The 26,371-nt window shown below is 61.9% G+C and carries 25 protein-coding genes; 11 read left to right on the top strand and 14 right to left on the bottom strand.

Annotation, left to right across the window (positions count from 1 at the left end; translation table 11 throughout):
- Positions 1 to 17 precede the first annotated feature (17 nt).
- Positions 18 to 263 carry a DUF3624 family protein gene (locus OKC31_RS07175; protein ID WP_040067114.1) on the top strand — a complete coding sequence of 82 codons (246 nt, stop codon included), beginning with the start codon at positions 18 to 20 and terminating at the stop codon, positions 261 to 263.
- Between the two features lie 57 nt (positions 264 to 320).
- Complete coding sequence (locus OKC31_RS07170) at positions 321 to 1,067, top strand: SDR family oxidoreductase (protein WP_159144414.1); 747 nt, start codon at positions 321 to 323, stop codon at positions 1,065 to 1,067.
- Between the two features lie 60 nt (positions 1,068 to 1,127).
- Here OKC31_RS07170 and OKC31_RS07165 read toward each other — a convergent pair whose 3' ends face one another.
- Positions 1,128 to 2,600 (bottom strand): C69 family dipeptidase, encoded by a 1,473-nt coding sequence (locus OKC31_RS07165; protein WP_270656579.1) that lies wholly within the window; start codon positions 2,598 to 2,600, stop codon positions 1,128 to 1,130.
- 474 nt (positions 2,601 to 3,074) lie between these two features.
- Here OKC31_RS07165 and OKC31_RS07160 point away from each other — a divergent pair, with 474 nt between their 5' ends.
- On the top strand, positions 3,075 to 3,530 hold the full coding sequence (locus OKC31_RS07160) for a hypothetical protein (protein WP_019446593.1): 456 nt from the start codon (positions 3,075 to 3,077) through the stop codon (positions 3,528 to 3,530).
- 143 nt (positions 3,531 to 3,673) lie between these two features.
- Complete coding sequence (locus OKC31_RS07155) at positions 3,674 to 4,825, top strand: iron-containing alcohol dehydrogenase (protein ID WP_270656578.1); 1,152 nt, start codon at positions 3,674 to 3,676, stop codon at positions 4,823 to 4,825.
- Positions 4,826 to 4,914: 89 nt separating this feature from the next.
- Here OKC31_RS07155 and OKC31_RS07150 read toward each other — a convergent pair whose 3' ends face one another.
- The 3 genes from OKC31_RS07150 to OKC31_RS07140 all read right to left on the bottom strand — a co-directional run bounded on the left by OKC31_RS07150 (position 4,915) and on the right by OKC31_RS07140 (position 6,385).
- On the bottom strand, positions 4,915 to 5,373 hold the full coding sequence (locus OKC31_RS07150; RefSeq protein ID WP_005363178.1) for a methylglyoxal synthase: 459 nt from the start codon (positions 5,371 to 5,373) through the stop codon (positions 4,915 to 4,917).
- Between the two features lie 184 nt (positions 5,374 to 5,557).
- Positions 5,558 to 6,034, bottom strand: a complete 477-nt coding sequence (bfr, locus tag OKC31_RS07145; RefSeq protein WP_005354959.1) for a bacterioferritin — start codon at positions 6,032 to 6,034, stop codon at positions 5,558 to 5,560.
- Positions 6,035 to 6,178: 144 nt separating this feature from the next.
- Positions 6,179 to 6,385 carry a bacterioferritin-associated ferredoxin gene (locus OKC31_RS07140; RefSeq protein WP_005335965.1) on the bottom strand — a complete coding sequence of 69 codons (207 nt, stop codon included), beginning with the start codon at positions 6,383 to 6,385 and terminating at the stop codon, positions 6,179 to 6,181.
- Positions 6,386 to 6,521: 136 nt separating this feature from the next.
- On the opposite strand from OKC31_RS07140, the gene OKC31_RS07135 reads away from it, so the two are divergent.
- Both OKC31_RS07135 and OKC31_RS07130 read left to right on the top strand, forming a co-directional pair.
- Complete coding sequence (locus OKC31_RS07135; protein ID WP_270656577.1) at positions 6,522 to 6,833, top strand: HlyU family transcriptional regulator; 312 nt, start codon at positions 6,522 to 6,524, stop codon at positions 6,831 to 6,833.
- Positions 6,830 to 8,896 (top strand): tRNA(Met) cytidine acetyltransferase TmcA, encoded by a 2,067-nt coding sequence (locus OKC31_RS07130; protein WP_270656576.1) that lies wholly within the window; start codon positions 6,830 to 6,832, stop codon positions 8,894 to 8,896. Before OKC31_RS07135 ends, OKC31_RS07130 begins: the two co-directional genes overlap by 4 nt.
- Here the strand turns inward: OKC31_RS07130 and OKC31_RS07125 are convergent.
- Positions 8,883 to 9,602 (bottom strand): SDR family NAD(P)-dependent oxidoreductase, encoded by a 720-nt coding sequence (locus OKC31_RS07125; RefSeq protein WP_247823533.1) that lies wholly within the window; start codon positions 9,600 to 9,602, stop codon positions 8,883 to 8,885. The genes OKC31_RS07130 and OKC31_RS07125 overlap by 14 nt on opposite strands.
- A 203-nt stretch (positions 9,603 to 9,805) precedes the next feature.
- Here OKC31_RS07125 and OKC31_RS07120 point away from each other — a divergent pair, with 203 nt between their 5' ends.
- From OKC31_RS07120 to OKC31_RS07110, 3 genes are all read left to right on the top strand, one after another.
- Entirely contained in the window at positions 9,806 to 10,822 is a 1,017-nt protein-coding gene (locus OKC31_RS07120) for a chemotaxis protein (RefSeq protein WP_100644989.1), read from the top strand.
- A 174-nt stretch (positions 10,823 to 10,996) separates the two neighbouring features.
- Complete coding sequence (locus OKC31_RS07115) at positions 10,997 to 11,476, top strand: hypothetical protein (RefSeq protein WP_139461408.1); 480 nt, start codon at positions 10,997 to 10,999, stop codon at positions 11,474 to 11,476.
- A gap of 17 nt (positions 11,477 to 11,493) precedes the next feature.
- Positions 11,494 to 12,108, top strand: a complete 615-nt coding sequence (locus OKC31_RS07110; protein WP_247823532.1) for a superoxide dismutase — start codon at positions 11,494 to 11,496, stop codon at positions 12,106 to 12,108.
- 84 nt (positions 12,109 to 12,192) lie between these two features.
- Here OKC31_RS07110 and OKC31_RS07105 read toward each other — a convergent pair whose 3' ends face one another.
- The 8 genes from OKC31_RS07105 to OKC31_RS07070 all read right to left on the bottom strand — a co-directional run bounded on the left by OKC31_RS07105 (position 12,193) and on the right by OKC31_RS07070 (position 23,378).
- Positions 12,193 to 13,140 (bottom strand): SanA/YdcF family protein, encoded by a 948-nt coding sequence (locus OKC31_RS07105; RefSeq protein WP_247823531.1) that lies wholly within the window; start codon positions 13,138 to 13,140, stop codon positions 12,193 to 12,195.
- Positions 13,141 to 13,327: 187 nt separating this feature from the next.
- Positions 13,328 to 16,087, bottom strand: a complete 2,760-nt coding sequence (locus OKC31_RS07100; protein WP_270656575.1) for a collagenase — start codon at positions 16,085 to 16,087, stop codon at positions 13,328 to 13,330.
- A 219-nt stretch (positions 16,088 to 16,306) separates the two neighbouring features.
- Entirely contained in the window at positions 16,307 to 17,734 is a 1,428-nt protein-coding gene (gene menE / locus OKC31_RS07095; protein WP_270656589.1) for an o-succinylbenzoate--CoA ligase, read from the bottom strand.
- Positions 17,727 to 18,656, bottom strand: a complete 930-nt coding sequence (gene menC / locus OKC31_RS07090; protein WP_075116016.1) for an o-succinylbenzoate synthase — start codon at positions 18,654 to 18,656, stop codon at positions 17,727 to 17,729. The genes menE and menC overlap by 8 nt, the downstream gene beginning before the upstream one ends.
- Entirely contained in the window at positions 18,656 to 19,516 is an 861-nt protein-coding gene (gene menB / locus OKC31_RS07085; protein ID WP_005363149.1) for a 1,4-dihydroxy-2-naphthoyl-CoA synthase, read from the bottom strand. The genes menC and menB overlap by 1 nt, the downstream gene beginning before the upstream one ends.
- Entirely contained in the window at positions 19,509 to 20,306 is a 798-nt protein-coding gene (gene menH, locus OKC31_RS07080) for a 2-succinyl-6-hydroxy-2,4-cyclohexadiene-1-carboxylate synthase (protein WP_270656574.1), read from the bottom strand. The genes menB and menH overlap by 8 nt, the downstream gene beginning before the upstream one ends.
- Positions 20,266 to 22,023, bottom strand: a complete 1,758-nt coding sequence (gene menD, locus OKC31_RS07075) for a 2-succinyl-5-enolpyruvyl-6-hydroxy-3-cyclohexene-1-carboxylic-acid synthase (RefSeq protein ID WP_247823527.1) — start codon at positions 22,021 to 22,023, stop codon at positions 20,266 to 20,268. Before menD ends, menH begins: the two co-directional genes overlap by 41 nt.
- Before the next feature lie 32 nt (positions 22,024 to 22,055).
- Positions 22,056 to 23,378, bottom strand: coding sequence for an isochorismate synthase (locus OKC31_RS07070; RefSeq protein ID WP_247823526.1), 1,323 nt, complete (start codon positions 23,376 to 23,378; stop codon positions 22,056 to 22,058).
- Between the two features lie 208 nt (positions 23,379 to 23,586).
- Between OKC31_RS07070 and OKC31_RS07065 the strand changes: the two genes are divergently transcribed.
- Both OKC31_RS07065 and OKC31_RS07060 read left to right on the top strand, forming a co-directional pair.
- Positions 23,587 to 24,492 (top strand): 1,4-dihydroxy-2-naphthoate polyprenyltransferase, encoded by a 906-nt coding sequence (locus tag OKC31_RS07065; protein ID WP_270656573.1) that lies wholly within the window; start codon positions 23,587 to 23,589, stop codon positions 24,490 to 24,492.
- Between the two features lie 106 nt (positions 24,493 to 24,598).
- Positions 24,599 to 24,814, top strand: a complete 216-nt coding sequence (locus OKC31_RS07060; RefSeq protein ID WP_110303617.1) for a DUF6500 family protein — start codon at positions 24,599 to 24,601, stop codon at positions 24,812 to 24,814.
- 70 nt (positions 24,815 to 24,884) lie between these two features.
- Here the strand turns inward: OKC31_RS07060 and OKC31_RS07055 are convergent, their stop codons facing one another.
- Positions 24,885 to 26,279 (bottom strand): PepSY-associated TM helix domain-containing protein, encoded by a 1,395-nt coding sequence (locus OKC31_RS07055; protein WP_270656572.1) that lies wholly within the window; start codon positions 26,277 to 26,279, stop codon positions 24,885 to 24,887.
- Positions 26,280 to 26,371 lie beyond the last annotated feature (92 nt).

Here is a 26,371-nt window from a genome sequence, read left to right as displayed (position 1 = left end):
CAGAATCGAGGAGCAGGATGAGCTGCGACAACTGCCTTGCCACCGCCATCAGGGCCAAGCTGGGGCGCTGCCCGGTCTGTGCCATCCAGACCTTTGTCATCGGTCTGAGTGGCTGGCTGGTCTGGTGGTGGTGCGGCGCCGATACCTCGGTTAACGCCCTCACCGGCCTGCTGTTTGCGCTGGGTGGCTCGGGCTTGTTGCTGCTCCATCTGGTGGTATTTGTCTGGCGCAAGGCGACCGGACGTGAATTGAGCGATGAATAAATCAGATTGGTTTCAACAACATAAATAACAATATCGGTTGAGATAATGGAGGTTCAGATGATTGCAATGGTAACGGGCGCCTCGTCCGGTTTTGGTAAAGCCATCAGCCGCCAGCTGGTGCAGGCGGGCTACAAGGTGATCGGTACCGGTCGCCGTGCCGAACGGCTGGCTGCGCTGGCCGACGAGCTGGGCGAGCAGTTTCTGCCGCTGGCATTCGACGTGCAGGAAAAGGCGGCTACCCGCGCCGCCATCGCCGCTCTGCCAGCCGAGTGGAGTGAAGTGGATCTGCTGGTCAACAACGCCGGCCTGGCGCTGGGGCTGGAGCCGGCCCACAAGGCGGATCTGGAAGATTGGGAGCAGATGATCGCCACCAACATCAGCGGTCTGACCCTGCTCACCCGATTGCTGCTGCCGGGCATGGTGGCGCGCAATCGCGGCCACGTCATCAATATCGGCTCCATCGCGGGCACTTACCCCTATCCGGGCGGCAACGTCTACGGCGCCACCAAGGCATTCGTGAAGCAGTTCAGCCTCAACCTGCGCGCCGATCTGGCTGGCACCGCCATCCGCGTCACCAACGTGGAACCGGGCCTGTGCGGCGGCACCGAGTTCTCCAACGTGCGCTTCCACGGTGACGATGCCAAGGCGGCTTCCGTCTATCAGGGGGTGGAGGCTATCCAGCCGGAAGACATCGCCAATACCGTGCTCTGGGTGAGCCAGCAGCCGGCTCACGTCAACATCAACAGCATCGAGATCATGCCGGTGGCCCAGACCTTCGGCCCGCTCAATATCAGCCGTCGCTGATCGCTGCATTGGTTGAAACAAAGAGGCTCCCGTGGGAGCCTCTTTGCATTGGCGAGCCGTTCATAGGCTCATGATCTTCTTGAACTCCTCCGGCGAATACTCCTTCTCGCTGCTCTTGGTCAGATCCGTCATCAGCTTGTAGCGCAGGTCTTTGGCCATCTGATAGGTCTTCTCCAATTGGCCATAGGAGTAGTCGGCGGCCAGCCCGATGGCGGTGGCCTTGTCGCTGGCGTAGGCCTGCTTGAGGCTCTTGTCGAGCAGCGCCACCTCCTTGTAGAGCTTGCTGCTCTCCTTACTCCAGACGTTTCGCAGCAGCGGCTGGTATTTGTCCGGATCGGTGTTGGCCAGCGCGGTCAGGCTGCGGAACTGCCAGTAGGCGGAATCATCGGAGTAGCTGTCGCTGCCGGTGCGATAGGGCAGGGGATAGTTTTCCAGGGTGTTGTAGAGCGGCACCATCACAGATTCGGCCAGCACGCCATAGCTCTGCCAGATGAGCCCCTGCAGCTCTTTGGGCATCTCCTTGCGCAGCTGGATGACGTGGGATTCCAGCTGGCGATCGACGCGGATTGGCCGCTCCGCCTTGCCCGCGAGCGGCGTGCCGTCATAGGTGGCGCTCAGCACCCTGGCCACGTCCGGCACGGCGATGGGGGCATCCGGCTTCATAAACAGTGGATATTGCGCCTGCCGGGTCGCCTGTTTGTGGGAGGCAGTCAGCATTTTTTGGCCGAGCCACTCCCGATCCACGTTGTAGGGGTCGGCAATCACCCCGAACGCCTTGGCGAAGTTGAAATCTTTCGGGTCGGCGTTATCCAGCAGTTTGTGTTCGCGTACAAATTCCAGCAGCTTAGGCGAGTGCAGCACATCGGCGCTGTCGAGATTGACGCCGTGGATGCGCAGGCCGTTGGCCACCATGGCGTAGCTGTCGTCCGGCACCCGCACCGCGATCCAGTGGTGGCCGGAGCCGATCTCCATCAGCCAGGCTTCGTTCACATCTGCCAGATAGAGGCTGTTGCCCTCACCGGCGCCATATTGCTCCACATAGCGTCCAAGCAGCTCGACCCCCTCTTTGGCCGTCTTGGCCTGCGGCAGGATCAGGGTCGGGATGATGGCTTCAATCACTCCCTTCTCGATCAGCGGATCGGCTTTTTGGGCCTTGTCGTTGACCTCGGCACTGGTGGTGGCCGAGATGGCGACGTTGAACTCGTTGATGCCGCGCTCCTCATAATATTTGCCTGCCGGGTCGTTGGTTGTGGCATCCCAGTCGTGGATGGCGGAGTAGGCGAAAAATGCCTTGGGCATCGGCACTTCCAGCCCGTTGCCCAACTTCCAGAGTTTGCCCTCGTTCTGCTGCGCGGGCCGGAAGGCGAGGTACTTGTTCCAGTTGTTGACGCCAAAATCCTCGTTTCTGGCGATCATCACGCTGCCATCGGCACTGGCGCCCTTGCCGACGATAAGGCCGGTACAGGCGTCGGCACTGGTGCCAAGCAGGGTGAGCAGGGTGGCTGAGAGAAGACTCAAGGTGTGTTTTTTCATAGGTGTACCCGAAGGGTTGCGGTGAGTGAGAGTCAGACGAGGGGATGAGGTGTGGGGAGGCTGCAACTCCGAACTGGCAGCGGAGTGAGCACGGCAGATTGGTCTGCCTGTTATTGGTTTTTCGAACAGATCATCCATGACACGGCTGGCTGGTTGTGATGTGCGCCAAAATTGTATTCCTGAGTGGTTGTTTATTTTGTGATCGAACTGCGGTTCCTGACTTTTCTCTGGCGTCGTGGTGCGCGGACGGCAAAATGTGCCAAAACAGCGTGAACCGGCAGCAGATGAGTCATGATTCTGACGCCAGTCTTGCGTGGGGGGCGTGGCGAGATCCGCCATATCTCTGGATCTCGCACAATCTGACAAGTTGGCCTGTAACTTGCTGGTTTAATTGATAATGGTGGGGCTTGACGCCCCATGTGACCGGATCAGCCTGTGCCCATTGCCGCAGATGCGCACCGAATTGGAGCCCCCATGGATATCAAACCCTACAGCCAGCAGCTTGCCCAGAGCGCATCCAACAACCGCGCCCTCGCTACCCTCAATAGTGCCAGTAGCGGCGGTCAGGGCGGTGGCTGGGAGGAGATGGTCAGCCTCTCCACCCAGCGCATGACCGGTCAGGCCCAGCAGGTGCTGACCTACGAACATCTGGCCAAGAACAACAAGTTGCCACCGGCGCTGGATATGAGCTCCGACAAGGGGGGCGTAGTGCAGCAGCTGGTGGACAAGGCGCTCGGTTTCGATCGCAAGAAGTTCAACGAGATCGAAGAGAAGCTCAAGACCATCGCCGATAACAAGAAGCTGACGCCGGAAGAGCGGGCGGAGCAGAGCAAGCCGCTCAACGAGCAGCGAGAGGCGATGCTCAAGGAGGCGATGGATCGCCTGACCGGCAAGAAGAGCTCATCCAAAGATGAGGCCAAAACTGCCTGATCCTGCCGCTGTTCTGAGATCTACCCGGTCGGCACCGATGGGCCAGTGTCGACCGCCGATGGGCAAGCTCCTGCCACCTCTTTTGACCTCACCTCCCCACAGGCGCACAATGTCCGCGCATTGAGCCAGTCGAGGAGTCCGCCGTGTACAACTTCCAATATGCCAATCTGACCCGTATCTGTTTCGGCGAGGGGCAGATCGCCAGCCTGCCCGAACTGATCCCGCCCGGCAGCCGGCTGCTGGTGCTCTACGGTGGAGGCAGCATCAAGCAGAACGGGGTGTATGAGCAGCTGACCCGGGCGCTGGAAGGGGTGACGTGGCAGGAGTTTTCCGGCATCGGCGCCAACCCCAGATTCGAGCTGTTGATGGAGGCGGTGGCGCAGGTGAAACGCGAGCGCATCGACTTCTTGCTAGCCGTCGGCGGCGGCTCGGTAGTGGATGGCACCAAGTTTGTTGCGGCGGCCGCCTGCTACGAGGGGGATGATCCCTGGGATATCTGCGGTAAACAGGCGAGTGTGCACAAGGCGCTGCCGATGGGCTGTGTGCTGACCCTGCCAGCCACCGGCTCCGAGAGCAATCCCACCTCGGTGGTGAGCCGGGGGGATGTGAAGATCTCCTTCAGAAGCTCGCTGGTGCAGCCGCAGTTTGCGGTGCTCGACCCGACCACCACCTACAGCCTGCCGCCGCGCCAGATCGGTAACGGAGTGGTGGATGCCTTCGTCCATATTGCCGAGCAGTACCTCACCTTTCCGGTGGGAGGCGAGGTACAGGACAGACTGGCGGAGGGGCTGCTGCAGGTGCTGGTGGAGAACGGCCCCAAGGCGCTGGCGGAGCCGACCAACTATCAGGTACGGGCCAATCTGATGTGGGCCGCCAGTCTGGCACTCAACGGCCTTATCGGTTGCGGGGTGCCGCAGGATTGGGCCTCTCACGCCATCGGTCATCAGCTTACGGCGCTTTACGGGCTCGACCACGGCCAGAGTCTGGCCGTGGTGCTCCCTTCGCTGATGCGTGAGCGGGCGAGCCAGAAGCAGGACAAGCTGGCCCAGTTTGCCGAGCGGGTGTGGCATTCGACCCGCGAGGACAAGGCCCTGCGCATCGAAGAGGCGATCATCCGTACCGAGCAGTTCTTCCAGAAGATGGGACTGGGTACCCGGCTGGCCGACTATGGCCTCAGCGAAAGCTGCATTCCGGCGGTCTGCTCCAACCTCAAGCGGGTGGGGCGCACCGCGCTCGGTGAGCAGCAGGATATCGATCCGGATCGGGTGGCACGCATTCTCGCCCGGGCGCTATAAGCCGGCGTCGGTTTGTTTCCCTGGCTGATTCATTTTCCCAATTAAAGAGGGCCGCTTGTTGCGGCCCTCTTGCATCACGGGTTAGCCGATCACTCGGTGCGCGCCTTGAGATAACCGGCGTAATCCGGGATCTGTACGCTGAACGCCTGCCGCATATGGGGGCTGTCCATGATGAAATCGGCGGTCGCCTCGTTGGTGGCGACCGGGATGTTCCAGACCGCCGCGAGGCGCAGCAGCGCCTTCACGTCAGGATCGTGCGGCACCGCATTGAGGGGATCCCAGAAGAAGATCAGCACGTCGATCTTCCCTTCGGCGATCAGGGCGCCGAGCTGCTGGTCGCCCCCCATGGGGCCGGAGAAGAGGCAGGTGATGGGCAGCTGCGCCTTCTTGCCGAGCATGGTGCCGGTGGTGCCGGTCGCATAGAGATGGTGGAGCTTGAGCTCCTCCTTGCGGCGCATTACCCAGTTCAGCAGAGGGGTCTTCATGTTGTCGTGAGCCACCAGTGCCACCCGTTTGTGGGGCGCCATCTCGCGTGCAATCTGTTCCATGGAAATTGTCCGTAGCATTGTTATTGGCAGAGAGCCGTATCCTAATCGAAAGCCATGCCAGATGCTGTGTTGGGCGTATTAACTGTGATCCTGTCGAAAAGTTTTCGGGTCATGCGACTCAAATATGGCGGTCCAAATAAAGAGACCCGCGCTGGCGGGTCTCTTTGCTTGCTGGCCTGTTGGCTCAGGAGCCGTGGTGCAGTTGCGACTGCTGGTAGTTCTCCAGCCCGATGCGATCGATGAGATCGAGCTGGGTCTCCAGCCAGTCCACATGCTCCTCCTCATCTTCCAGGATCTCCTGAAACAGGTCGCGGCTGATGTAGTCCTGCACCGATTCGGCGTAGGCGATGGCCACTTTCAGGTCGGGAATGGCATCCATCTCCAGCGAGAGGTCGCAGCGCAGCATCTCTTCCACCGTTTCACCGATGCGCAGCTTGCCGAGATCCTGCAAATTGGGCAGCCCTTCGAGAAACAGCACCCGCTTGACCAGCTCGTCTGCGTGTTTCATCTCATCGATGGACTCGTGATACTCCTTGTGCCCGAGCGCCTTGAGGCCCCAGTCATCGTAGATGCGGGCGTGCAGGAAGTATTGGTTGATGGCAATCAGCTCATTGGCCAGCACCTTGTTGAGGTGGGCAATGATCTTGGGATCTCCTTTCATCGACAGTGCTCCTTGGTTCGTGCCTGAGGCTTCGATCGTTAGAGCTTAGTCCAGAAAAGTGACAACAAGAGGTCTGGCGAGCCAGCTCGCCTGAGAAAAGGGGTGACCCTGTTGGCGGGTCGCATCAGAAAAGAGGTGTCCGGATCAGGCCACTTCGTAGTAGAGCACGGGTTGCTCCTGCTCCATCTTGTCGAGTTCGGCGGCAATGATCTCCATGGTCATGCGCACGCATTTGCCACATTGTGCGCCCACCTCGAGCGACTGCTTGAGCTGGCGGAATTCGCTTTTACCTGACTGCACCGCTTTGCGGATCTGGGTATCTGTGATGCCGCGGCACAAACAGACGTACATGATGGTCACCTCTTGTGGAATGAGATGAAATCTAAATGAGAATGGTTCGTAGTGCAAATAACCATTGGTAATAAGATCCCCTGCTTGCCACTGTGCAACCCCTTGGGGACAATGCTGGCAACCAGAGGAGATCACCATGCTCAAGAAACTGTTCAGCGCCCTGTTCGGGGGCGAGCCGACCAAGGCACCGGAAGTCACCCCCACCGAATATGCCGGCTATCTCATCTATCCGGAGCCCATGGCGGAAGGGGGTCAGTACCGATTGGCTGGCCGCATCACCAAAGAGCTGGATGGCGTGCTGCAGACTCACCGCTTTATCCGCTCCGATCTGTTTGCCAATCCGGCCGATGCCGAGCATTTCATGGTGCAGAAGGCCCACACCTTTATCGATCAGATGGGAGATCGCATGTTCGAGCCCCGTAAACCGGCTGACAGCCAAGCTTCATGACACTGCAAGAGGTCACCCTGCTGCGCGAGGTGCTGGCCCGCGCCGGTGAACGACGCCTGATCTGGCTGGAGGGGGAGGAGGCCGACTGCATTGCCCGCGCCCAATCCCTGCTCGGTGAGACCGTCTTCTGGCTGGGTGCCGGGCCCGAGTGTTATGCCCCTCAACCCGCTGCCAAGGCGCTGCAGCGGCTCGGTCAGGAGTGCGACACGCTGGTGTTCAACGCCCTTAGCGGCTTTCATCCCGATGCCTTCGGGGCGCTGGCTGGCACTCTATGCGCTGGTGGCTTGCTGTTGCTGCTGACCCCGCCCAGAACACAGTGGCCTTCATGGCCGGATCCTGACCGGATCCGGCTGGTGGCCCAGCCGGAGGAGGCGGGCCGGGCCGGCCACGGCTTTATCGCCCGGCTGGTACGGTTGCTGGAAGGTGATCCTGCCCTCTCTCTGGATCCGCCGGTTTGCTCGCAGCCGTGGCAACCGATTGGGCCGGAGCGCAGGCTGAGCAGCGATCAGACACGGGCACTGCCCGCTATACACAAGGTGTTGCACGGCCATCGTCGTCGGCCGCTGGTGCTAAGTGCCGACCGCGGTCGTGGCAAGAGTGCGCTGCTGGGGCTGGCTGCCGCCGAGCTGCTGCGCCAGCAACCCGCGCTGAACATAGTGGTGACGGCCCCCTCGCAGGCAACGGTAGCGACCCTGTTTGCCCACGCAGCTCGCGGGCTAGATACCACGCCTGAACAGCTGACCGGACTGAGCTACTGCTCGCCGGATCGGCTGGTGCACGAGGCGATGAATCCCGATCTGCTGCTGGTGGATGAAGCGGCTGCCATTCCGACCCCGCTGCTTGAGGCCATGCTGGCCCGCCACAGCCGCATCGTGTTTGCCACCACCGAGCACGGTTACGAAGGAACAGGGCGCGGTTTTCACCTGCGCTTCAAGCGGGTGCTCGATAGCCAGACCCCGGAGTGGCAGGAGATCCGCCTCTCTGAGCCCATTCGCTGGAGTGAGCGTGATCCGCTGGAGCCGCTGATTTTCCGCCTGCTGGGGCTTGATGCAGAAGTGGCGGCGCCTATGTCGCCGACCAGCCCGAGCTGGCGTCTGGTCAGTCAAGAGGCGCTGGCGAGCGATGAGACGTTGCTCAACCAGCTGTTCGGCTTGCTGGTACTGGCTCACTACCAGACCACGCCGAGCGATCTCAGGTCCCTGCTGGAGAGCCCGGATCTCGACATCCATCTGCTGGAGCAGGATGCGAGCCTGCTGGGTGTGGCCTTGGTTGCGCGGGAAGGGGAGATAGAGCCCGAGCTGGCCGAGGCGATCTGGGCCGGGCGTCGCCGTCCGCGCGGCCATCTGCTGCCCCAGTCGCTGCTGGCCCACGCCGGTTTCAAAACCGCGGGGGCGCGCAGCTACGCCCGGGTGATGCGCATCGCCATCCATCCCGAGCTGCACCGCCACAGGTTGGGGTCGCTACTGCTTGGCAGACTTGAAGAACATTATCGTCAGGCGGGGATCGATTACCTCGGTTCTGCCTTTTCGGCTAGCGCCGACCTGCTCCCTTTCTGGCGCAAGGCCGGGCTGGAGGTGCTGCGCATCGGCCTGCAGCGGGATGCCGCCAGCGGCTGCCACGCAGCCCTGCTGCTAAAGGCGCTGAAACCCGAACATGAGCCCGAGCTGGATCAGTGGCAGCAGCGTTTCATTCGCCAGTTGCCGACCCTGCTGGCGGGTGAGTTGAGCGCGTTGGATCCCGAGTTGGTATGGCAATGCCTGCAAGGCAGTACCATCACCGCAGCGGAGCTTGGCGAGTTCGAGCGCGATGAGGTTGAGTGCTTTGCCCTGCATCACAAGCCGTTCGAACTGAGCCAGTCGAGCTTGCAGTTGTGGCTGGCGGGCAATCTGGTCCGGTTGGCCGAGATCACCCCGGATGAGCGTTATCTGCTGATCGCAGCCATCTGGCAATATGCCGACTGGGGAAGACTGGCTGTGAGGTTGCAACTGGCGGGCAAGCCCGCCGTGATCAAGAGCTTGCGGGCACTGCTGGCACGTCTCTTGGGTTCCCCTACCACTCGATAGGTTTGCCCTGCCAGTCGAGAAAGCTCAGCTCGCCATCCGGTTGCAGCCGGTTCATCAGGTTAATCAGATGGTCGGCTACCAGCTCGGGACTCTGCACGTTTCCCGCCGGTGTATTGGCGTGAAACGGGCGAGAGAGTGGGGTATCCACGGTGCCGGGATGGAAGGCCAGCAATTTGACGCCTGGGGCCCGCCGGGCCAGCTCGATGGCGGCACACTTGAGCAGCATATTGAGGGCGGCCTTGGATGCACGATAGCCATACCAGCCGCCAGCCCGGTTGTCGCCAATGCTGCCGACCCGGGCGCTGAGAACGGCCAGAGTGCAAGGCTCGCGGCCAAACAGCGGTAACAGCTGGCTGATCCAGCGCAGTGGCAGCAAGGCGTTGGTCTGGTAGAGGCGGGTCATGGCATCGAGATTGAGTGCTTCGAGCCGCTTCTCTGGCTGGATCTCTCCCTGATGCAGGATGCCGTTACAGATCACCACCCGATGGGGTCGCGGCGCCAACTCCGCGATGCGGGCCACCACTTCTGTGATTTGCTCATCGCTGTAATCACAACATAGCCAGTGCAGGGCTGGCGAAGAGGCTCCTGCTGGTGCGGGCTGACGGCTGATGGCAATCACTGGCCCGATACCAGTGGCCAACCAGTGTGCGACCAGCGCCGCCCCGATACCGCCAGAAGCGCCAATCACGACTATGCCTTCACTCATCTCTGGCTCCTTATGAGGGCATGGTGGGGTTCACCATCTGCCAATGTTGTCCTGATTGGCAGATACGATCGTGCCAGCCTGCGGGATCAAGCGGTTAACGCTGCAATCTTGCCGAGATCCGAGCCGCTGGGCGAATTCCATTCCTATACTGAGGGAAAACCGCAGCGGAGTGCTGCCTGCGCAACCAGAGCATGAGAGTCACCATGATGGCCAAAGACGGGGAAGAGCGTAAATCCATTCTGACCGAGAGCGGCACCAACGAGCTCGAGATCATCGAATTTCACCTCAAGAAGCAGCTGCCGGACGGGCGCGAGAAGATCGCCTACTACGGGATTAACGTCGCCAAGGTGCGCGAGGTGATCCGTGTGCCGGAGACCACAGATTACCCCAACGCCCAGCGCCATATGGTGGGGGTCTTCTCCCTGCGGGATCGCCTCATCCCGCTGGTGGATCTGGCGGGCTGGCTCGGCATCAAGACCAACCCCGACCCCAGCCACAAGGTGGTGATCGTCACCGACTTCAACAAGATGGCCAACGGGTTTCTCATCGACAGCGTGAGCCGGATTCACCGGGTCTCCTGGGAGGATGTGGAGTCACCCAGCCAGTTTCTGGAGGCGGGAGAGAATGACTGCGTGGTGGCCGTGGTCAGGCGTGATGGCAACCTCATCATGATCCTCGACTTCGAGAAGATCATCGCCGATATCAACCCCGAGCTCAGCATGGAGAAGTACGACGTCACTCAGGACCGCAAGGTGCTCATCGACGATCGCATGATGGCGCTACGCCAGGGCAAGACCATTCTGGTGGTGGACGACTCGGCCTTTATCCGCAAGATGATCGAGACCACCCTGCGCACCGCTGGCTACAACGTGATCACGGCCAAGGATGGGGGAGAGGGGCTGGAGATGATGACGGATTTCGATCGTCTGGCCCAGGAGGAGAGGATGCCTGTGACCGGCTTTGTCAATGCGGTGATCACCGATGTGGAGATGCCGCGCATGGATGGCATGCACCTGCTCAAGCGACTGCGGGATACCCCCTCCTACAAGGAGATGCCCATCGTGATGTTCTCCTCCCTGATGAGCGATGACAACCGTCAGAAAGCGCTGCAACTGGGGGCCAACGATACCATTACCAAGCCCGAGATAGGGCGCATGGTGGGGATGATGGATCACATGCTGCTGGGAATTGCCCCGCCTTCGCCCGCCAACAACATCTGACTTGCCATTAACTTGCCATTGGCCGGTCGAATTCACTGACCGGTGCCTCAAGCGGCCACTCCTTGCCAAGGAGTGGCCGCGCTGTTTTGGCTGTTTGCTGCGATCCCGACGCCCCTTGTCTCCCGGATATGATTCATGTAATGATAATTATTATCATTTGTTGGTGTAAAGCATATGACAGCAACCTGGGTGAAGGGGTGGGTCGAGTCGACCGAAGGTGGCAGCAGCATGAGTCACTGGAAACAGCAGACCCGAGAGGGCAACCGGCTGTTTGATTGCGGCGAGTATCATCATGCGCTGGCTCATTATCAGCAGGCGCTCTGGCTGGCTCGTCAGCAGTTGGTGCAATGGCACGACGCGGATGAGGCGGTGGCGGCGCTGGTCGTGGCTCACCACAATCTGGCGGATCTGCTGGTGGCCATGACTTTGCCCGATCGCGCCGCCGACCTGCTCTGCTATGTGCACGACTGCCTGCTGGCGACCTGTCACTCCCCCGCTTGCTCCTCTCGGCTGCGAGAGGCCGCGTTGCGCCATACCCGCACAACCCGTGCCGAGTTGCTGACGTTCGTACAGCGCCACGGCAGTCACGCCGGGATCATGCGTTCGCTCGGTCACTGCTTGTGCCAGAGCGAGCCCTCATCCCGGCTCCATTAATCCGAACAGAGGTCATCATGAGCCATACCCTGCCTGCCCTGAACTATGCCTACGACGCACTGGAACCCCATCTCGATGCCCTGACCATGGAGATCCACCACAGCCGTCATCACCAGACCTATATCAACAACCTCAACGCCGCACTGGAAGGGGCGCCAGAGCTGGCCGCAATACCGGTAGAGGCTCTGCTGCGCCGCTTCAATACTCTGCCTGCCACCTTGCAGGGGGCGGTACGCAACCATGGCGGCGGCCATGCCAACCACACCCTGTTCTGGCTGGTGATGAGCCCGCAGGGGGGCGGTGAGCCGGGTGGTGAGCTGGCTCTGGCCATCGAGCGGGAATTGGGGGGATTTGATGCCTTCAAGCAGGCTTTCACTCAGGCTGCCCTGAGCCGCTTTGGCAGCGGCTGGGCCTGGCTGGTGGTGGACAAGGCGGGCAGATTGCAGGTGGAGAGCAGTGCCAATCAGGATAGTCCCCTGATGCATGGCCATACCCCGATCCTGGGGCTGGATGTGTGGGAGCACGCCTACTATCTCAAGTACCAGAACAAGCGTCCTGACTATATCGCTGCCTTCTATCAGGTGGTGGATTGGGCCGAAGTGGCCCGCCGCTATCAGGCGGCGCGAGGCTGACCCGGTCGCTGGGAATGGGTGTACAGGCTCACCGCCACAACCCGCGCTGTAATAACAAGACCCGCCAGTTGGCGGGTCGTCTGTTTATGGTGTGGCAGTGCTGACGCTGGCGGCTGAAGGGGTCATCGGCAATGTGGGCAAGGCCGCGCTGGGCATCTCGGCGGTGGTTTGTGCCGCGGGTTTGGCAGGAGTGACTGGCTCAGTCGTTGCCGCTGCGGATAAAGCAGGAGTGACTGGTTCAGTCGCGGCCGAGGCAGATGGAGTAGCCGACTCGGTGGCAACCGCGGCAGAGACTGCCGCTGGCTTGGCCTCATCCACAGCCGGTTTGGGCTGTTTGAGGCAGGGTTGCAGGCTGCCGATGGTGCTCAGTGACTGGCAAGGCACAGGCAGACCGATGGGGACCGGTGCCCCGAGGAACTTGGGCCCCTTGTCCAGTACATAGAGGTCGAGCAGCCCCATCAGGCGGGCAAAGACTTCCCGCACCCGGGTGCGGATCCCCTGATAGGCGCTGGGGTCCTCGGCATTGAAGCCGACCGCATCGATACCGAAATGGCGGGCGATGAAAATGGCCCGCTCGTTATGAAAGCCCTGGGAGACCACGGTAAAGCGCTCCTGGCCGAACACCTCCTTGGCGCGAACCACTGAGTCGAGGGTGCGGAATCCGGCGAAATCCATATAGATGGCGGAGGCGGGGATGCCCGCCTTGATCAGGGCGCGGCGCATCTGGCGTGGCTCGTTGTACTGCACGGTAGCGTTGTCACCGGAGACGATGATGAAGTCCACCTTGGCATTGTTATAGAGCTCGGCCGCCGCCTTGATACGGTATTTGAAGTAGTGGTTGGGGCCGCCACCGGAGAGATATTTGGAGGTACCCAGCACCACCGCAACCCGGTTGTAGGGCACCTTGTCTACCTGATCGTAGGTGTAGTGACGGGCATCCGAGACGATCCACTCGCTGTAGCCCAGCAGCATGGCAATTAGGGCCAGCAGCAAAACGAGGCAGGCGAGGAGGATCTTGGCAAACTTCTTCATGCGCGGTGCGGTCAGGGTCTGAAGTTGGGAGTGGCTATCGGCATTCTATTACAACTCGGCCGCTGGCGTCAGGCTTGATAACGGGCGGGCACCTCATTCGGGCAGAGGTTGTCGCAGCAGAGGCCGGGAGAGCGGGAGGATGAAGAGAGGGGCTGCGGTGGCAGCCCCTCTGGTCGGTGAAGGTTTATCAGTGGGCGGAGTCGTTACCCTTGCAGGCGTCTGACTCCTTGTTGGCTTGCCACCAGGGCAGCAGATCCCGGGCGAGCCACGCCTGATAGGCGTCGCTGTCGTTGGCGATCAGCCGGTCCAGCTCCCCTTCGAAGTCGCTCATCGCCTGCTGCCGATCCGGATTGCGCAGCGCTTGTGCCAGCGCCAGCCAGCTGGCGCCGCGACCGGTATCGTTGAGGAAGCGGTGCACGGTATAGGACCAGGAGTAGACCATCTCGCCACCCTGCTCGTAGTCAAGGTGGAGGATCGCCGCCAGTGTCGGGCGCTGGTTGGCAGGGCGGTTTGCCACGTTATCCAGACCCCGGGCAAAGCACTGGCCGTGGGCGATGTACTCTGCAATCCCCTCGGCCCACCAGGTGGTGCGGTTGAGCGGATAGTGGCCGAAGCTGCCGTACTGGTTGAAGCGGCCATCCAGATAGTGAACGTACTCGTGGCGCAGGTTCCACACCTGGAAGGCAGGGCGTTTCCACTCAGCCTCATAGGCGAAGAAGCGGGCCTGATTGCCGGGGCGAGCCGGATCCCCCTCGATATAGATGCCGCCATTGTCGGTGGAGACACCAAACAGCGCGCTGCCGTAGCGGCCCCAGTCGGCGGAGGAGTTGAAGATCACCAGCTCCAGCGCTTCGTTGTGATCATCGGCCACCGGTTGCCAGCTTGTCTCCATCTGCTGGTGGAAGCGCTGCTCTTCATCACCCAGCTCGCGGCAGATCCCTTCGGCCTGAGCCTGGGTCAGATCCTGAGCGCGCAGACGCAGGGTGGGTGAGCAGGTGTGCTCGAACGGCAGAATATCTTCCATGCGGATCGGTGTGCAGAGCCCGGCGAACTCGCCGCTGATACAGGCTTCGCTGGTGCGATCCGTGTAGGTGAGGTAGTAGCTGGAGAGGGTCAGGGATACCTCTTCCAACATGGCAGCCGGATGTTGGCCACCCGGGATCAGCCCCTGCTGGCGCATGATGGCGATGACATCGCGATCCAGCTGTTGGCGATAGGCGATCGCCTCATCCGGGCTGGTGTGATGGAGATAGCGCATCATCTGGTAGAGACGGCTATGGGCATCGAGGATGTTGTTGAAGATAAACAGATCCCGTGAGCCGTCGCGCTGTTTCCAGAGGGCCAGCTCGCTCAGGCCCAGTTGCAGCAGGCTCTGGCGCAATGCCGCCTCCTGTTGCAGCACAGCTGCGCTGAAGTCAGCCTGCTGACCGTAAGAGGCGCTCTGATCGACCAGATTGAGCAGCTCGAACAGGCCATCGGCCCAGGGTTTGTGGCCATTGAGCTGCGCCGCATGTTGCACCGCATAGCTGAGCGCCTGGTTGAGCTGGGCCAGCATGGGGGCGGCACTCTGGCGGAAGGCGGCTTGGCCAAGTTGTCCCTGCGCCGCTACGCTCCAGGCTTCCAGCACTGTGCCAGCCTGATCCTGCGGTTCAGCTCCCAGCAGCAGGGGATGGTTAAGCAGATCAATCATCACCCCGGCCAGTGCCCGGGCGACCTGATCACTCTCCTTGCCAACGCCGCCGTGGTAGTTGTGGGCGCGCACATAGTAGAGCAGCTTGTCCATTGCCGGATGGGTCGGCTGGTTGGCCGCCAGCAGAGCACGCATGCCGCGCACCACCGCCATCAGCTTGGCGTCATCGTGGCCGTAATCCGCCTGCCAAGCAGGGCTGTTCTGGCCGCTCACGTCGGCTACCAGTTTGGCGGCATCGCTGTCGAGCAGATCCACATCGGGCTGCTCGGGCTCGGAGCAGAGACGACCGTTGGCGCGGCGGCACTCCAGCTGCTCCTCCTTGCTGGCCAGCACGATGGGGCGATTGAGCACCCGGCTCTCCTGCCACTCTTTGCTCTCTGGCAGGGGTTGCCACTCGCCGCCAGCGACCGGGTATTGGTAGCCGCTATCTTGCAACGTTACCTGAACCTCGCTGCCAGCGGGGATCACCTGACGGCAGATGCGATAGCGGATGGTGTTGCTCCCCTCCTTGCGCTCCTGCGGCTCATCACAATCCTGCTGAGGCGTGAGCTGATCCAGCTGCCACTGATAGCGGCGCCAGACATGGATCTCGCTGACCTGAGCGGCAGCCTGACTGCCTGCCACCGGTTGTAGACGGAAGAAGATCTGCTCCAATCGGCCATCCCGCTCACTCGGGGTCTCTTCAAGTACCTGCAACTGCTGCCAATCCTGCGGCTGATAGTGCCACTCCGACTCGGTGCAGCGGCCCTGCGCGTTGAGTTCGCAGCGATCCAGCTCCCTTTCGCTCTGACCCAGGATGATGGCTTGCGGCAGCGGCAGACGATCTTGGCGCTGGGCGGTCGGCGTGCCCGCCAGCTGCTCCCAGCGACCCTGCTTGAGGCCATAACCAAAGTCATAACTGCTGGCGGGAATGAGCTTGCCCGCCGGAATCCGATCTTCACAGCGCATGAAGCGGATCTGCCAGCCCGCATCTACCTTGAGCTGCGGCTCGCCACACTGTTGCTCGGCCAGTGCGGCGAGATCGCTGCTCTGCCAGTCGAAGCGGCGGTAGACCCTAAGCTGTTGGTAAGGAGCATTACTGCTGCGCGCCTTGAGCTCGTAGGTGATCTCGGTGATGCGAGCGGCCAGTTGCCGGCTCGATTCGCCAGTCAGCTGATACTGTCGCCAGTCATTGGGGGAGTAGTTGGCTTGCGCCGAGGATGTCGCCAAAAGCAGGGGGCCTGCCAGCAGCAGCCACCCGGTACCTGAACGGTTCATTTTTATCCCTTTGTTCTTGTTTGTGTATTGTCTTGCGAGTAATCGCAAGGCAATTTAACCAGTTCCAAAGGGATATCAATTGCCAATTAAAAATCAGATAAATCAATAAGATGGTGGCTTTTTGAGTCTGATCGAATTATCGTGGGTTGGCGCCGCAGTGAGGACTCACATGTTTCTTTTTCTGTTTTCAGAGCAGATCGGGAAATTGTGAGTCCGATCTCATTCAGCTTGTTGTGCCCGAGTGGTTTGTTGTCGGGCTACCTTGCCCAGCAGTTGGCGAGAGGGCTTGAGATTGCCGCCAAGATCGGGCCAGGGGAGCCAGTGGTCGGGCACCATAAAGCCGGGCAGGGTGGCACGGATCCAGGCAGCCAGTTCGGAGTCGGGAACCGGCTCGCCGTGCCAGTCGATAAAGGCGGCGGGGCGTTGCCCCCACTCGTCGCTCGGTACCGGCACCACCAGCGCCTGAGCGACAGCGGGATGATCTACCAGTCGCTGCTCTATGGTTTCTGGCTGGATATTCTCCCCGCCCGAGATAAAGAGGTTATCGAGCCGCCCCTCTACCAGCAGTTCCCCTTCCGCAGTGAATCTCCCCTTGTCGCGAGTATGAAACCAGCCCTCGTCATCGAGGGGGCGATCCAGCTCGCCAGCCCGGTAGTAACCGGCAAACAGGGTGGCGCCGCGCAAGCAGATCTCCTGCTCCCTGATGCACACTTCCCGACCCGGTAGCGGTTTGCCAACTACGCCTGCATCGCCGGGGATAGCGGTACAGACCTGACTGCCCATCTCGGAGAGACCATAACTCACCTTGGGTTCGAGCCCCATGGCGCAGAGGCGCTTCACCAGCGGTTGCGGGATGGCGGCGCCACCGAGCAGCAACTCGCGCAGGCGGGTACGGGCGGGAGCAAAACCCTCTGCCAGCAGACGCCAGAGCTGGGTTGGCACCAGCGAGAGGTGAGTGATGGGCTGGCACTCCAGCCGCTCCTTGAGGGGCCGTTCACGTTGATCCAGCACCAGCGTGGCGCCCGCCAGAAAGACCCGAAACTGGATGGCGTAGCCGCCCACATGGAACAGTGGCAGGGAGAGCAGCCAGCCGCAGTCCTCATCGAGGGGAATGAGGCTGGCAGAGCCGCGTGCCGAGGCCAGGTGGTTGCAGAGCCGGTGCACCACCGCTTTCGGCGTGCCGCTGGAGCCGGAGGTGAGGATCATGTTGTTGAGCTGGGTCGATTCCAGCGGCCACGCTTCCTCTCTTGCCGGCAGTTCGCGCGTGAAGTCGAGCTGCAAGGGCTGCCAGTTGCCTGCCGGGATCTCCCCTGCCGACCAGAAGGCGTCGGCATCGAGTTGTACCGCCAGCTCGCGCTGCTTTTCGAGAGGAAAGGCGGGGTTGAGCGGGCAGAACACCACGCCGCTGCGCACGCAGGCCCATGCCAGCAGCACATCTTCCAGCGCACCGCGCACCACCGCTACCAGATGATCGCCACGACGCACTCCGGCTTGTTCCAGCTGTTGGCACAGGCTGTTGAGGCGGGCATCGAGTTGGCGGTAACTGAGGGGGGAGACTGCGTGGATGGCAATGCGGTTCGGGGCTGTGATTGCCCGGTGGCGTACCGGGCAAGGCGTCTGTTCGGGTGAACGGGAGGGTTCAATCACGGTAATACAGTTGCTCCAGTCGGCTAAGATCCGGTTTGCCATCCTCCCCCAGCAGATTGCCCGCCATCCAGCGGCGGGTATCCAGACCCGGCGCCTGTTCGGGAGCCCATTCGCTCGCCAGATGAAAGAGCTGGTTCAGGCCCAGATCCGATTCGAAGCAGGAGGAGATGATCACCTTGAGCCGCAGTTCGCGGGCGCGGGCGATCAGCGCTTCGCAGTTGGCGAGTGAACCGAGCAGGGTAGGCTTGAGCACCAGCGCGCGCAGTTGCGGGATCGGCTCCCACGGCTTGCCTTGTGCCAGCAGCTCGTCCAGCGCCACCGGCATGCCGGTGCGGTTGGCGACAAAGGCGATGTCGGCAAAGTCGGCGCAGGGGTCTTCCAGATACTCGATGCGATTCGGGTCGAGATGGCCGCAGAAGGTCCATGCCTCCTCGCGAGTCCAGCCCTGGTTTGCATCCAGCACCAGCTTGAGGGAGGGGAGGCGGTCGCACAGCAGGCGGATCAGCGCCAACTCGTCACGCATCGGGTAGCGCGCCACCTTCAGCTTGGCCTTGCCGGGCGTGCGGTGCAGCCACTCTTTCCAGTTGCGCAGCAGCTCCTGGGGGGAGCCTTGAATGAGGGGATAGGGCTCCGGCAGCGGGTTGCGCTGTTCGGGCCAAGTCCGGCGCGCGCAGTCGAGGCCAAATTGCACCGACGGCAGCACGGGGTTCGGGGTGTCACCGGCGGCCAGGGCCGCCAGCGTGGCAAGGGCTTCTGCCTCTGCCTGTTGCAGGCTCTCTTTCGAGAAGCCGGGCAGGGGGGCGATTTCCCCCCAGCCGTCGTTGATGCGCACCAACAGCCCCTCTCGCGCCACCTCCACCTTGCCGTGAAAGGTCAGTGGCTGGGTAAAAGGCAGTTGATAGCGATACAGGGCTAGTGTCATCAGGGGTTCCGCTTGTATTTGGAGAAGTCGGGGCGACGCTTTTCGTTGAAGGCGTTGCGGCCTTCCTGACCCTCTTCGGTCATGTAGAACAGCATGGTGGCATTGCCCGCCAGCTCCTGCAAGCCCGCCTGACCATCACAGTCAGCGTTGAGGGCGGCTTTCAGGCAGCGCAGCGCCATCGGGCTGTTTTGCAGCATTTCGCGGCACCAACGCACGGTTTCACGCTCCAGTTCCGCCAGCGGCACGACGGTGTTGACCAGACCCATGTCGAGGGCTTGCCGGGCATCGTACATGCGGCAGAGGAACCAGATTTCGCGGGCTTTCTTCTGGCCGACGATGCGAGCCATGTAGGAAGCACCCCAACCGCCATCGAAGGAGCCGACTTTCGGGCCGGTCTGGCCAAACTGGGCGTTGTCGGCGGCGATGGTCAGGTCACACATCATGTGCAGCACGTGGCCGCCACCGACTGCGTAACCGGCCACCATGGCAACCACAGGTTTCGGGCAGGTGCGGATGTCGCGCTGGAAGTCGAGCACGTTGAGGTGGTGAGTCCCCTCGTCATCACGGTATCCACCGTAGTCGCCACGGATCTTCTGGTCGCCACCGGCGCAGAAGGCTTTCTCGCCAAAACCGGTCAGGATGATGGTGCCGATCTGATCGTCATAACGGGCATCGGCCAGCGCTTGCAGCATCTCTTTGACGGTGCGGGGGCGGAAGGCGTTGCGCACCTGGGGACGGTTGATGGTGATCTTGGCAATGCCATCGTTGGACTTGTGATAGAGGATGTCCTCGTAACCGGCGGAGCAATCTTGCCATTCAACAGGTGCATACAGTTCAGCTTCCGTCATTGCTTCAATCATGACTCGTCTCTTCTTGTTGGTTGACCCACTCCGCGAGGAGTCGGGCAAAGTTATCAGGCTGATGGGCGTGCAGATTATGGCCGCCATCCAGCACCAAGTGGTTGATTCTGCGATCCTGGTTCGCCAGCTGGCAAGCCAGCTGATGGAATTTGTGATCCCGCTTGCCACTCACATAAGTAACCGGCAGCTGGCTCGCCATGAGCCAGGGGGCGAGATCCGGCTGCTTGCCTAGCGAGGTGGCGCGCAGCATGGTGGCGATGCCCTGACCGTCGTTGCCAAGGCGGCGGGCGATCTGGCGGGCCCGGGCCGCATCGTCAAGATCGGCAAACACCCCTTGCCGGTACCAGTCTGCCAGCACGTCAGCCAGGGGCTCCTGCTCGAAGCGCCGCGCCCACTGTTCATCGTGCTGGATGCGGGCGGCCCGTTCACTGGCCGGTAACCCCGGGTGGCAGTTCTCCAGCAACAGCCCCCGCAGCCCGGCGGGCTCGCGGCTGGCGTGATAGAGGGCCAGTCGTCCGCCCAGCGAGTAACCGACCAGCAGGTAGCGTTCAATGTTGCGGCTTGCCAGCTCGGCTACCAGCCACTGGTGGTTCTGCTCAAAGTCGCTGACGTTGAGATCGCGATACTGGCCGTGACCCGGCAGATCGAGGGCGATGCAGCGGATGGCGGGCAGCCGGTCGATCACCGGTTGCCAGTCGCCGCGATCCCCCAGCAGGCCGTGCAGCAACACCAGCGGCACATTGGCATCTTTATTTGCCACGGATAGCAGCCCCCAGCGCCTTGAGATCATCGGCTACCTGCTCGCTCGGTACCCGGATCTCGATCAAGGTAACGCCATGTTGGAGGGCGGCGCGGTAATCGCGTTCGAACTCGGGCAGGGTGGTCGGCGCCCGATAGGCGAGGCCAAACATGGCGGCAGCATGTTCAAAGCTGAGGCCGTGGGGCAGCCGGTAGTAGCTCTCCAGCAGCTCCCCTTCGGTGGGCACCGGCAACATACGAAAGATGCTGCCGCCATCGTTGTTGAGCAGGATCACCACCAGCGGTCGGCTCGCCTTGCTGAGCAGGGCGAGGCTGTTGAGATCGTGCAGGGCGCTGAGATCCCCAAGCAGCAGGGTGGTGGGCTCATCACTGCCCGGCTCTATCGATTGGGCAAACCCGTAGGCGGTGGCGATGAGGCCATCGATGCCGGAGGCGCCACGGTTGGTCATCACCCGGCTCGGCCCCTTGCCCGTTTCGCCGAGCATATCCATCAGTCGGGCTGGCATGCTGTTGCCGACAAACAGCTGTCCTTCGATAAGGGAATTGAGGCGATGGCAGACCCCGAGCTCGGAGAAGTGCTCGCAGGCAGCGGCGATCTGCTGGCTGACGTTATGTTGCAGCTCGGCCAATGTGTGCCACGAGGCTTGTGTGGTGACCGGATGGCTCGCCGCAAAGGCGCTGGCGCTGCAGAGCAGCCGGTTGCGCAGCCGGTAGTCGGGATCGAGCCGCGCCGGTTGCGGATCCACCAGCCAGTAATCCTGCCATGAATGGTGTTTGATGAACTGGCCAAGCCGCTTGGAGACAAGCCGCGCGCCAAATTGCAGCAGCACCTCGGCGCGGCCCAGCTCGGCGACGAATTCAGGGTCGTTGAGCGCCAGATCCATGTGGATGAGGTTGCGACTATCGAAGCGGATCTGGCTCTGCAGGTCCGCCAGCAGCGGCCAGCCGAGTTGCTCCGCCAGCGCAGCGGCGGTCTGTGCCTGCTTCGGGTCGGTAATGCGACCAGCCACAACGATGCCGCGCTGTTGTCGAAAGGTTTCCCACTCCGCCTGAGGAGGGCAAGTCGGTTCGCTCTGTTGCCACGGACTCCAGGGTGTCTGCGAGTTGAGCCAGTCACCGAGGGGGGCCAGATAGTCGGAGAAATCCTGATAGTGCTCGCCCGGGTAGAGGGGCTCGGGGTACATGCAGTTGAAGTGCACCACCCCGGGGGTGAGCACCTGCTTGGCCAAGGCTTGGTCCACCGAACTCAGCACAAACGCCGCCGGAATGTTCGGGGTGGGGCTCGGCAGGTTCTGCTGATAGACGGGGTAGCGGCCGAAGATCCCCTGCTGGTCGATCGCCTGATTGGCGCCGTTGTCGATAAGCTCGTGAGGGCGATCGGCGGAGAGAATAATCAGCGGCACGCCGGTGAGCTGGGCCTCTGCCACGGCGGGCCAGAGGTTGGCTACCGCGGTGCCCGAGGTCATGATCACCGCCACCGGCCGGTTGCTCCCCTTGGCCAGCCCGAGCGCCATAAAGCCGAGGCCGCGCTCGTCAAAGTGCAGGTGACGACGAAAGCCTTGATGGGCCGCGGCCGCCATGGTCAGCGGCGCAGAGCGGGAGCCGGGGGCCAGCGCGATGTCGCGCACCCCGAGGCGAAAGAGCTCCTCCAGCAAGAGGGAGGACCAGACGTGGTTGAAGGTGGCGTGCTGGTTCGAAAACGGGGGGCAGGCAAACTCTTCGCTGGCAGGCTCTTTACGGGTGGGCATAGGGGCTCTCGTAGCGTGAAAAGGGTGAATGACTATCCCAGCAGGGAGAGCACATTGGCGATCTTGTTGTCGAGCTCGGCCCACTCGGCGACAGGCTCGGAACCGGCGACAATGCCGGCACCGGCAAACAGGGTGACGCTGCCCGGCTGAATGCGGGCGCTGCGAATGGCGACCGAGAACTCGGACGTCTCCCGACTCAGCATGCCGCAGGCTCCGGCGTACCAGCCCCGATCGTAGGGTTCGAACTCGCGGATAAAGGCGAGCGCTGCCTCGCGCGGAGCGCCGCCCACCGCCGGCGTCGGGTGGAGGGCGTTGAGCAACTGCCAGTCGCAGACCCCGGGCTTGAGCTCGGCTTCGATATCGCACTTGAGGTGTTGCAGCAGCCGCAGTTTGAGAATGCGCGGCTCGGTCAGGGTGGCATCGTGGGTCAGTGGTGCCAGACGGCTCAGGATGTCGGCGTGTACCAGTCGGTTTTCCAGCCGGTTCTTGCTGTCGGCCAGCAGTTCGGCGGCCAGTTGGGCATCCACCTCTTCATCGCCGGAGCGGCGGATGGTGCCCGCCAGTGCCTCGGTAAAGAGGTGGCGATCTTCCCGGCGGTAGAGCCGCTCGGGGGAGCAGGCGATAAAGGCCTGCTCGGGGGAGAATTGAAAACCGAAGTGGAAGCAGTCCTGAGCGTGGCGGGCCCACTGGTCGAGCATGGCCCAGGGATTGATATCCGCATCATGGTTCGGACTGGTCAGCACGCTCTCCCGCGATAGCACCACCTTGGGGGTGTGGGCCTGAAAATCGGGGGCTGTGACGCGCTCCACCAGCGTCTGCCACTGGGCGGGGCCGGGGCAATCCTGTCGCTGCCAGGGCTGCTTTTGCAGGGCAGGTAGCGGGGACTCCGGGCGCAGGGCATCGAGGGCGGCTTCTGCCGCCTGCAGTTCGGCCTCGAGATTGTTTTCATCCAGCCAGAGGTTGAGGCAGAGACTGACGCACTCGCCACGGCGCACCAGCTCGATGCGGGGCAGCACGAAACGGCAGGGGCCAAACCCTTGCCAGCCGGACTGGGCCGGATCGAACGCCAGCCCGCCATAGTAGCGAGGGCTGTCGTCATGATGCTGGTTGGCTGTGTTAGTGCACACCTGCTTGATGGCGTGCGGTTCGGTCAGTTCATGGATGGCGCCCAGCGCGACATACTCGGGACGAGCCTCTCCACGGGCCTGCCAGTAGATGCGGGGATAGAGGGTTTGCGCCGCGAGCCAGCCCAGAAAGGAGCGGATTTCGATCGCCACTCGCAACCGTACGAAGCCGCTGACGTTGCTGTGACGCAGGGCGTCCAGTTGTTGCTTGATATGGGTCTGAGCCAACATGGATTCTTTTCTGAGCCGGGTAGTAACGAGCGATCCGGTAGCTGGATGCCGTAGGTTTATGCCAAAGGGCGATGATTTCCTATATATTATCTGCCCATTCGTCCATGTAAATCGCCCGCGGGAGCTTCACTCTCCGGGGCCAAGTATACCCAAATCCGGTTCGATAACCCTTAACACGATCAATATCCGATTGTTTGGCCATCACAAAATGACAAATACCTTCTCTGTTTGGTTGCTGGCGGCGCGTTTGCGAACACTGCCGCTCGCCTGCTCTTCCATCCTGCTGGGCTCGGGGCTGGCTGCCAGTCGTGGTGCCTTCGATGGCACCATCATGGCGCTCTCCCTGTTGACCGCCATCTTGCTGCAGATCCTCTCCAATCTGGCCAACGATTACGGCGATGCGGTCTCCGGCGCCGACAACGGTGAGCGGATCGGCCCGCAGCGGGCGGTGGTCTCCGGTCTTATCACCAAAAAGCAGATGTGCGTGGCGATGGGGCTGACTGCGCTGGCGGCGGTGGCCAGTGGCCTGCTGCTGCTGGGCTGTGCCTTTGGTGGCCAGTGGCTGCAGATTTTGGCATTTGTGGTGCTGGGTGGCGCGGCCATTGTCGCGGCGGTGACCTACACCGTCGGCAAGACCCCTTACGGCTATCGCGGGTTTGGCGATATCTCGGTGTTCCTCTTCTTCGGTCTGCTGGGGGTGCTCGGCTCCTACTACCTCTTCACCAAGAGTCTGGAGTGGGATCTGCTGCTGCCCGCCACCGCCTGTGGCCTGCTGGCCACCGCCGTGCTCAATATCAACAATGTGCGCGATATCGAGACCGACGCCGCCAGCGGTAAGATCACTCTGGCGGTTCGCCTTGGCCGCAACCGCGCCATCGCCTATCACTGGGTGTTGCTGGGGGCGGCGCTGCTGGCAACTATTGCCTTTATCCTGATCCAGCCCGCCAGTTTCTGGCCGTGGATCTTCCTGCCCGCCATGAAGCCTCTCAGCGATGCGGCCCGCACCCTTCGCGAAAGCTACGATGGCGAGGTGCTGACCGGTTCCCTCAAGAAGACTGCCATCAGCGCCTTTCTGTTCAGCCTGCTGCTCTCCATCGGGTTGGCGATCTCCTGATGAGCGACCGGCTTGTTGTTATGTGAAACGGGCTCCCGAGGCGGGAGCCCTTTTTGTGTGCCGATGCGACGCGTTGGTACTGAATCAGTCAGACAGGAAGACTGCCATGCGTGCATCACTCAAACAGAAAATCATTCAGGTATGCCAGCAGAAAATCACCCAGAAGGGGGAGACGGTCGGGCTCTCCTTTTATGCTTTTTTTGCCAATCGCAATGACGATCCCGATTTGTTGATGGAGGCGGCGACCTGGTGGATCCAGACCCACAAGCTCGATCACTTTGAGAAGGCCAAGAAAATTCTCTTGTTGGTCGAGCAGGAGTGATAGTCGGCCGCCATGAAACAGAGAGGGCTCCCAAGCGGGAGCCCTCTCTGTTGGTTAATGATGTTATTGACTAGCTGGCTCGAGCCACTTTGAGCGTACGGCGGGAGAATAGCAGAGTATCCAGCAGCCAGATGGCGACCATGGAGGCGCCCACCAGCGGGAAGGCGATCCCCAGCAGGATAAGCAGGGTGATGGCACCTCGCATCGGCGGGAGTTTGGCGGGCAGTGGCGGTGCGGCGAGACGGCCCTGCGGACGGCGGCACCACCAGATCCACAGACCACTCACGGCGCTGGCCAGCACCATCAGGCAGATAAGCAGCATGGCGAGCTGATGGGGCCAGCCGTAGAGCTTGCCCATGTGCAGCATGACGCCACTCTCTACCGTCTTGGCGACCGGGCCGTAATCCTGCCAGCGCACATCGGCCAGCACCTTGCCGCTGTATTGATCGATATGCAGGGTGGCGTCGTTGCGCGGATCGTCGGCAAACAGGGCGATGGTGTAGACGCCGGTGGCGCCGACCGGCGGGGTGATGCTGTAACCCGGTTGGATTCCCCGCTCATGGGCGATCTCGATCACCTGTTGCAGCGCAATGCGCTGGCTGGCCATCACCACTCCCTCGTGCTCGCCGTGGTTCATGGCGCCGTGATCGTGCCCCTCATCGACCGGCTGCGAGCTGGGCATGGGGGTGTTCTCCACCGCCCAGGGGACGGTCTGCTCATGGGCCTGATTCAGGCTGCGGGCCAGCGGTGCCGATTTGGGCACCTCGTTCCACATGGCGGCCGGGAAGCGGTTCCAGACCGCAGCAAACTGATCGCCCCAGAAGCCGGTCCAGGTCATGCCGCTCAACAGCAATAGCAGCAGGAAACCTGCGCCCCAGAAGCCGACCACAGCGTGCAGATCCCGCCACCAGAGACGTCCGCGCTGGCTCACTCTGGGCCAGAGGATGCCGCCCACCCCGGGCCCCTTGCGTGGCCACCAGAGGTAGAGGCCGCTTAGCAGCAACACCAGCCCCCAGCCTGCAGCCAGCTCGATCAGCCGATCCCCCGTGGTGCCGAGCAGCAGGTCGGCGTGCAGGGAGCGAGCCACCGCTTGCAGATTCCACTTGTTGTCCATGGTGCCGAGCAGGGCGCCGCTGGCGGGATCCATAAACAGGGTCAGTTCCTGTTCACCCCGATTGACGATGAACTGAGCGCTCAGGTCGGGAGCGGCAGGCGGCAGGTACTTACGCAGGCTGGCATCGGGCATGGTCATTATCGCCTTGGCCAGCAGCTGGTCGGCACTCAGGGTCTGGCTGGCGGGGGCGACCTTCATCAGCTCTGGGTACATCAGGTTGTCGAGCTGGGGTTTGAACAGATAGACGATCCCGGTCAGTGACAGCAGGATCAGGAAAGGGGCGACAAAGAGACCGGCGTAGAAGTGCCAGCGCCAGATCCGTTGGTAATGACTCGAGTCCCTGTTTTTCATTGCACATCCTTGTTGAGGTGCCAAACCTTTCGGTGGGTGGAATGTTTGTGGCGGCGCGGATAATAGCAGTAACGTTTCGTTAACTGCAATCG

The organism is Aeromonas sp. Y293-4 (assembly GCF_027705905.1).
Classification (GTDB): domain Bacteria; phylum Pseudomonadota; class Gammaproteobacteria; order Enterobacterales; family Aeromonadaceae; genus Aeromonas; species Aeromonas veronii.
The sequence above is the reverse complement of the archived record's forward strand: the minus strand, read 5'-3'. Positions and strand labels throughout refer to the sequence as shown.

Bases quoted from the DNA above. Each gene is read 5' to 3' on its own strand.
- OKC31_RS07175 (WP_040067114.1), top strand. From the start codon at position 18: ATGAGCTGCGACAACTGCCTTGCCACCGCCATCAGGGCCAAGCTGGGG.
- OKC31_RS07170 (WP_159144414.1), top strand. From the start codon at position 321: ATGATTGCAATGGTAACGGGCGCCTCGTCCGGTTTTGGTAAAGCCATC.
- OKC31_RS07165 (WP_270656579.1), bottom strand. From the start codon at position 2,600: ATGAAAAAACACACCTTGAGTCTTCTCTCAGCCACCCTGCTCACCCTG.
- OKC31_RS07160 (WP_019446593.1), top strand. From the start codon at position 3,075: ATGGATATCAAACCCTACAGCCAGCAGCTTGCCCAGAGCGCATCCAAC.
- OKC31_RS07150 (WP_005363178.1), bottom strand. From the start codon at position 5,373: ATGGAACAGATTGCACGCGAGATGGCGCCCCACAAACGGGTGGCACTG.
- bfr (WP_005354959.1), bottom strand. From the start codon at position 6,034: ATGAAAGGAGATCCCAAGATCATTGCCCACCTCAACAAGGTGCTGGCC.
- OKC31_RS07140 (WP_005335965.1), bottom strand. From the start codon at position 6,385: ATGTACGTCTGTTTGTGCCGCGGCATCACAGATACCCAGATCCGCAAA.
- OKC31_RS07135 (WP_270656577.1), top strand. From the start codon at position 6,522: ATGCTCAAGAAACTGTTCAGCGCCCTGTTCGGGGGCGAGCCGACCAAG.
- OKC31_RS07130 (WP_270656576.1), top strand. From the start codon at position 6,830: ATGACACTGCAAGAGGTCACCCTGCTGCGCGAGGTGCTGGCCCGCGCC.
- OKC31_RS07125 (WP_247823533.1), bottom strand. From the start codon at position 9,602: ATGAGTGAAGGCATAGTCGTGATTGGCGCTTCTGGCGGTATCGGGGCG.
- OKC31_RS07120 (WP_100644989.1), top strand. From the start codon at position 9,806: ATGATGGCCAAAGACGGGGAAGAGCGTAAATCCATTCTGACCGAGAGC.
- OKC31_RS07115 (WP_139461408.1), top strand. From the start codon at position 10,997: ATGACAGCAACCTGGGTGAAGGGGTGGGTCGAGTCGACCGAAGGTGGC.
- OKC31_RS07110 (WP_247823532.1), top strand. From the start codon at position 11,494: ATGAGCCATACCCTGCCTGCCCTGAACTATGCCTACGACGCACTGGAA.
- OKC31_RS07105 (WP_247823531.1), bottom strand. From the start codon at position 13,140: ATGAAGAAGTTTGCCAAGATCCTCCTCGCCTGCCTCGTTTTGCTGCTG.
- OKC31_RS07100 (WP_270656575.1), bottom strand. From the start codon at position 16,087: ATGAACCGTTCAGGTACCGGGTGGCTGCTGCTGGCAGGCCCCCTGCTT.
- menC (WP_075116016.1), bottom strand. From the start codon at position 18,656: ATGACACTAGCCCTGTATCGCTATCAACTGCCTTTTACCCAGCCACTG.
- menB (WP_005363149.1), bottom strand. From the start codon at position 19,516: ATGATTGAAGCAATGACGGAAGCTGAACTGTATGCACCTGTTGAATGG.
- menH (WP_270656574.1), bottom strand. From the start codon at position 20,306: ATGATCTCAAGGCGCTGGGGGCTGCTATCCGTGGCAAATAAAGATGCC.
- menD (WP_247823527.1), bottom strand. From the start codon at position 22,023: ATGCCCACCCGTAAAGAGCCTGCCAGCGAAGAGTTTGCCTGCCCCCCG.
- OKC31_RS07070 (WP_247823526.1), bottom strand. From the start codon at position 23,378: ATGTTGGCTCAGACCCATATCAAGCAACAACTGGACGCCCTGCGTCAC.
- OKC31_RS07065 (WP_270656573.1), top strand. From the start codon at position 23,587: ATGACAAATACCTTCTCTGTTTGGTTGCTGGCGGCGCGTTTGCGAACA.
- OKC31_RS07060 (WP_110303617.1), top strand. From the start codon at position 24,599: ATGCGTGCATCACTCAAACAGAAAATCATTCAGGTATGCCAGCAGAAA.
- OKC31_RS07055 (WP_270656572.1), bottom strand. From the start codon at position 26,279: ATGAAAAACAGGGACTCGAGTCATTACCAACGGATCTGGCGCTGGCAC.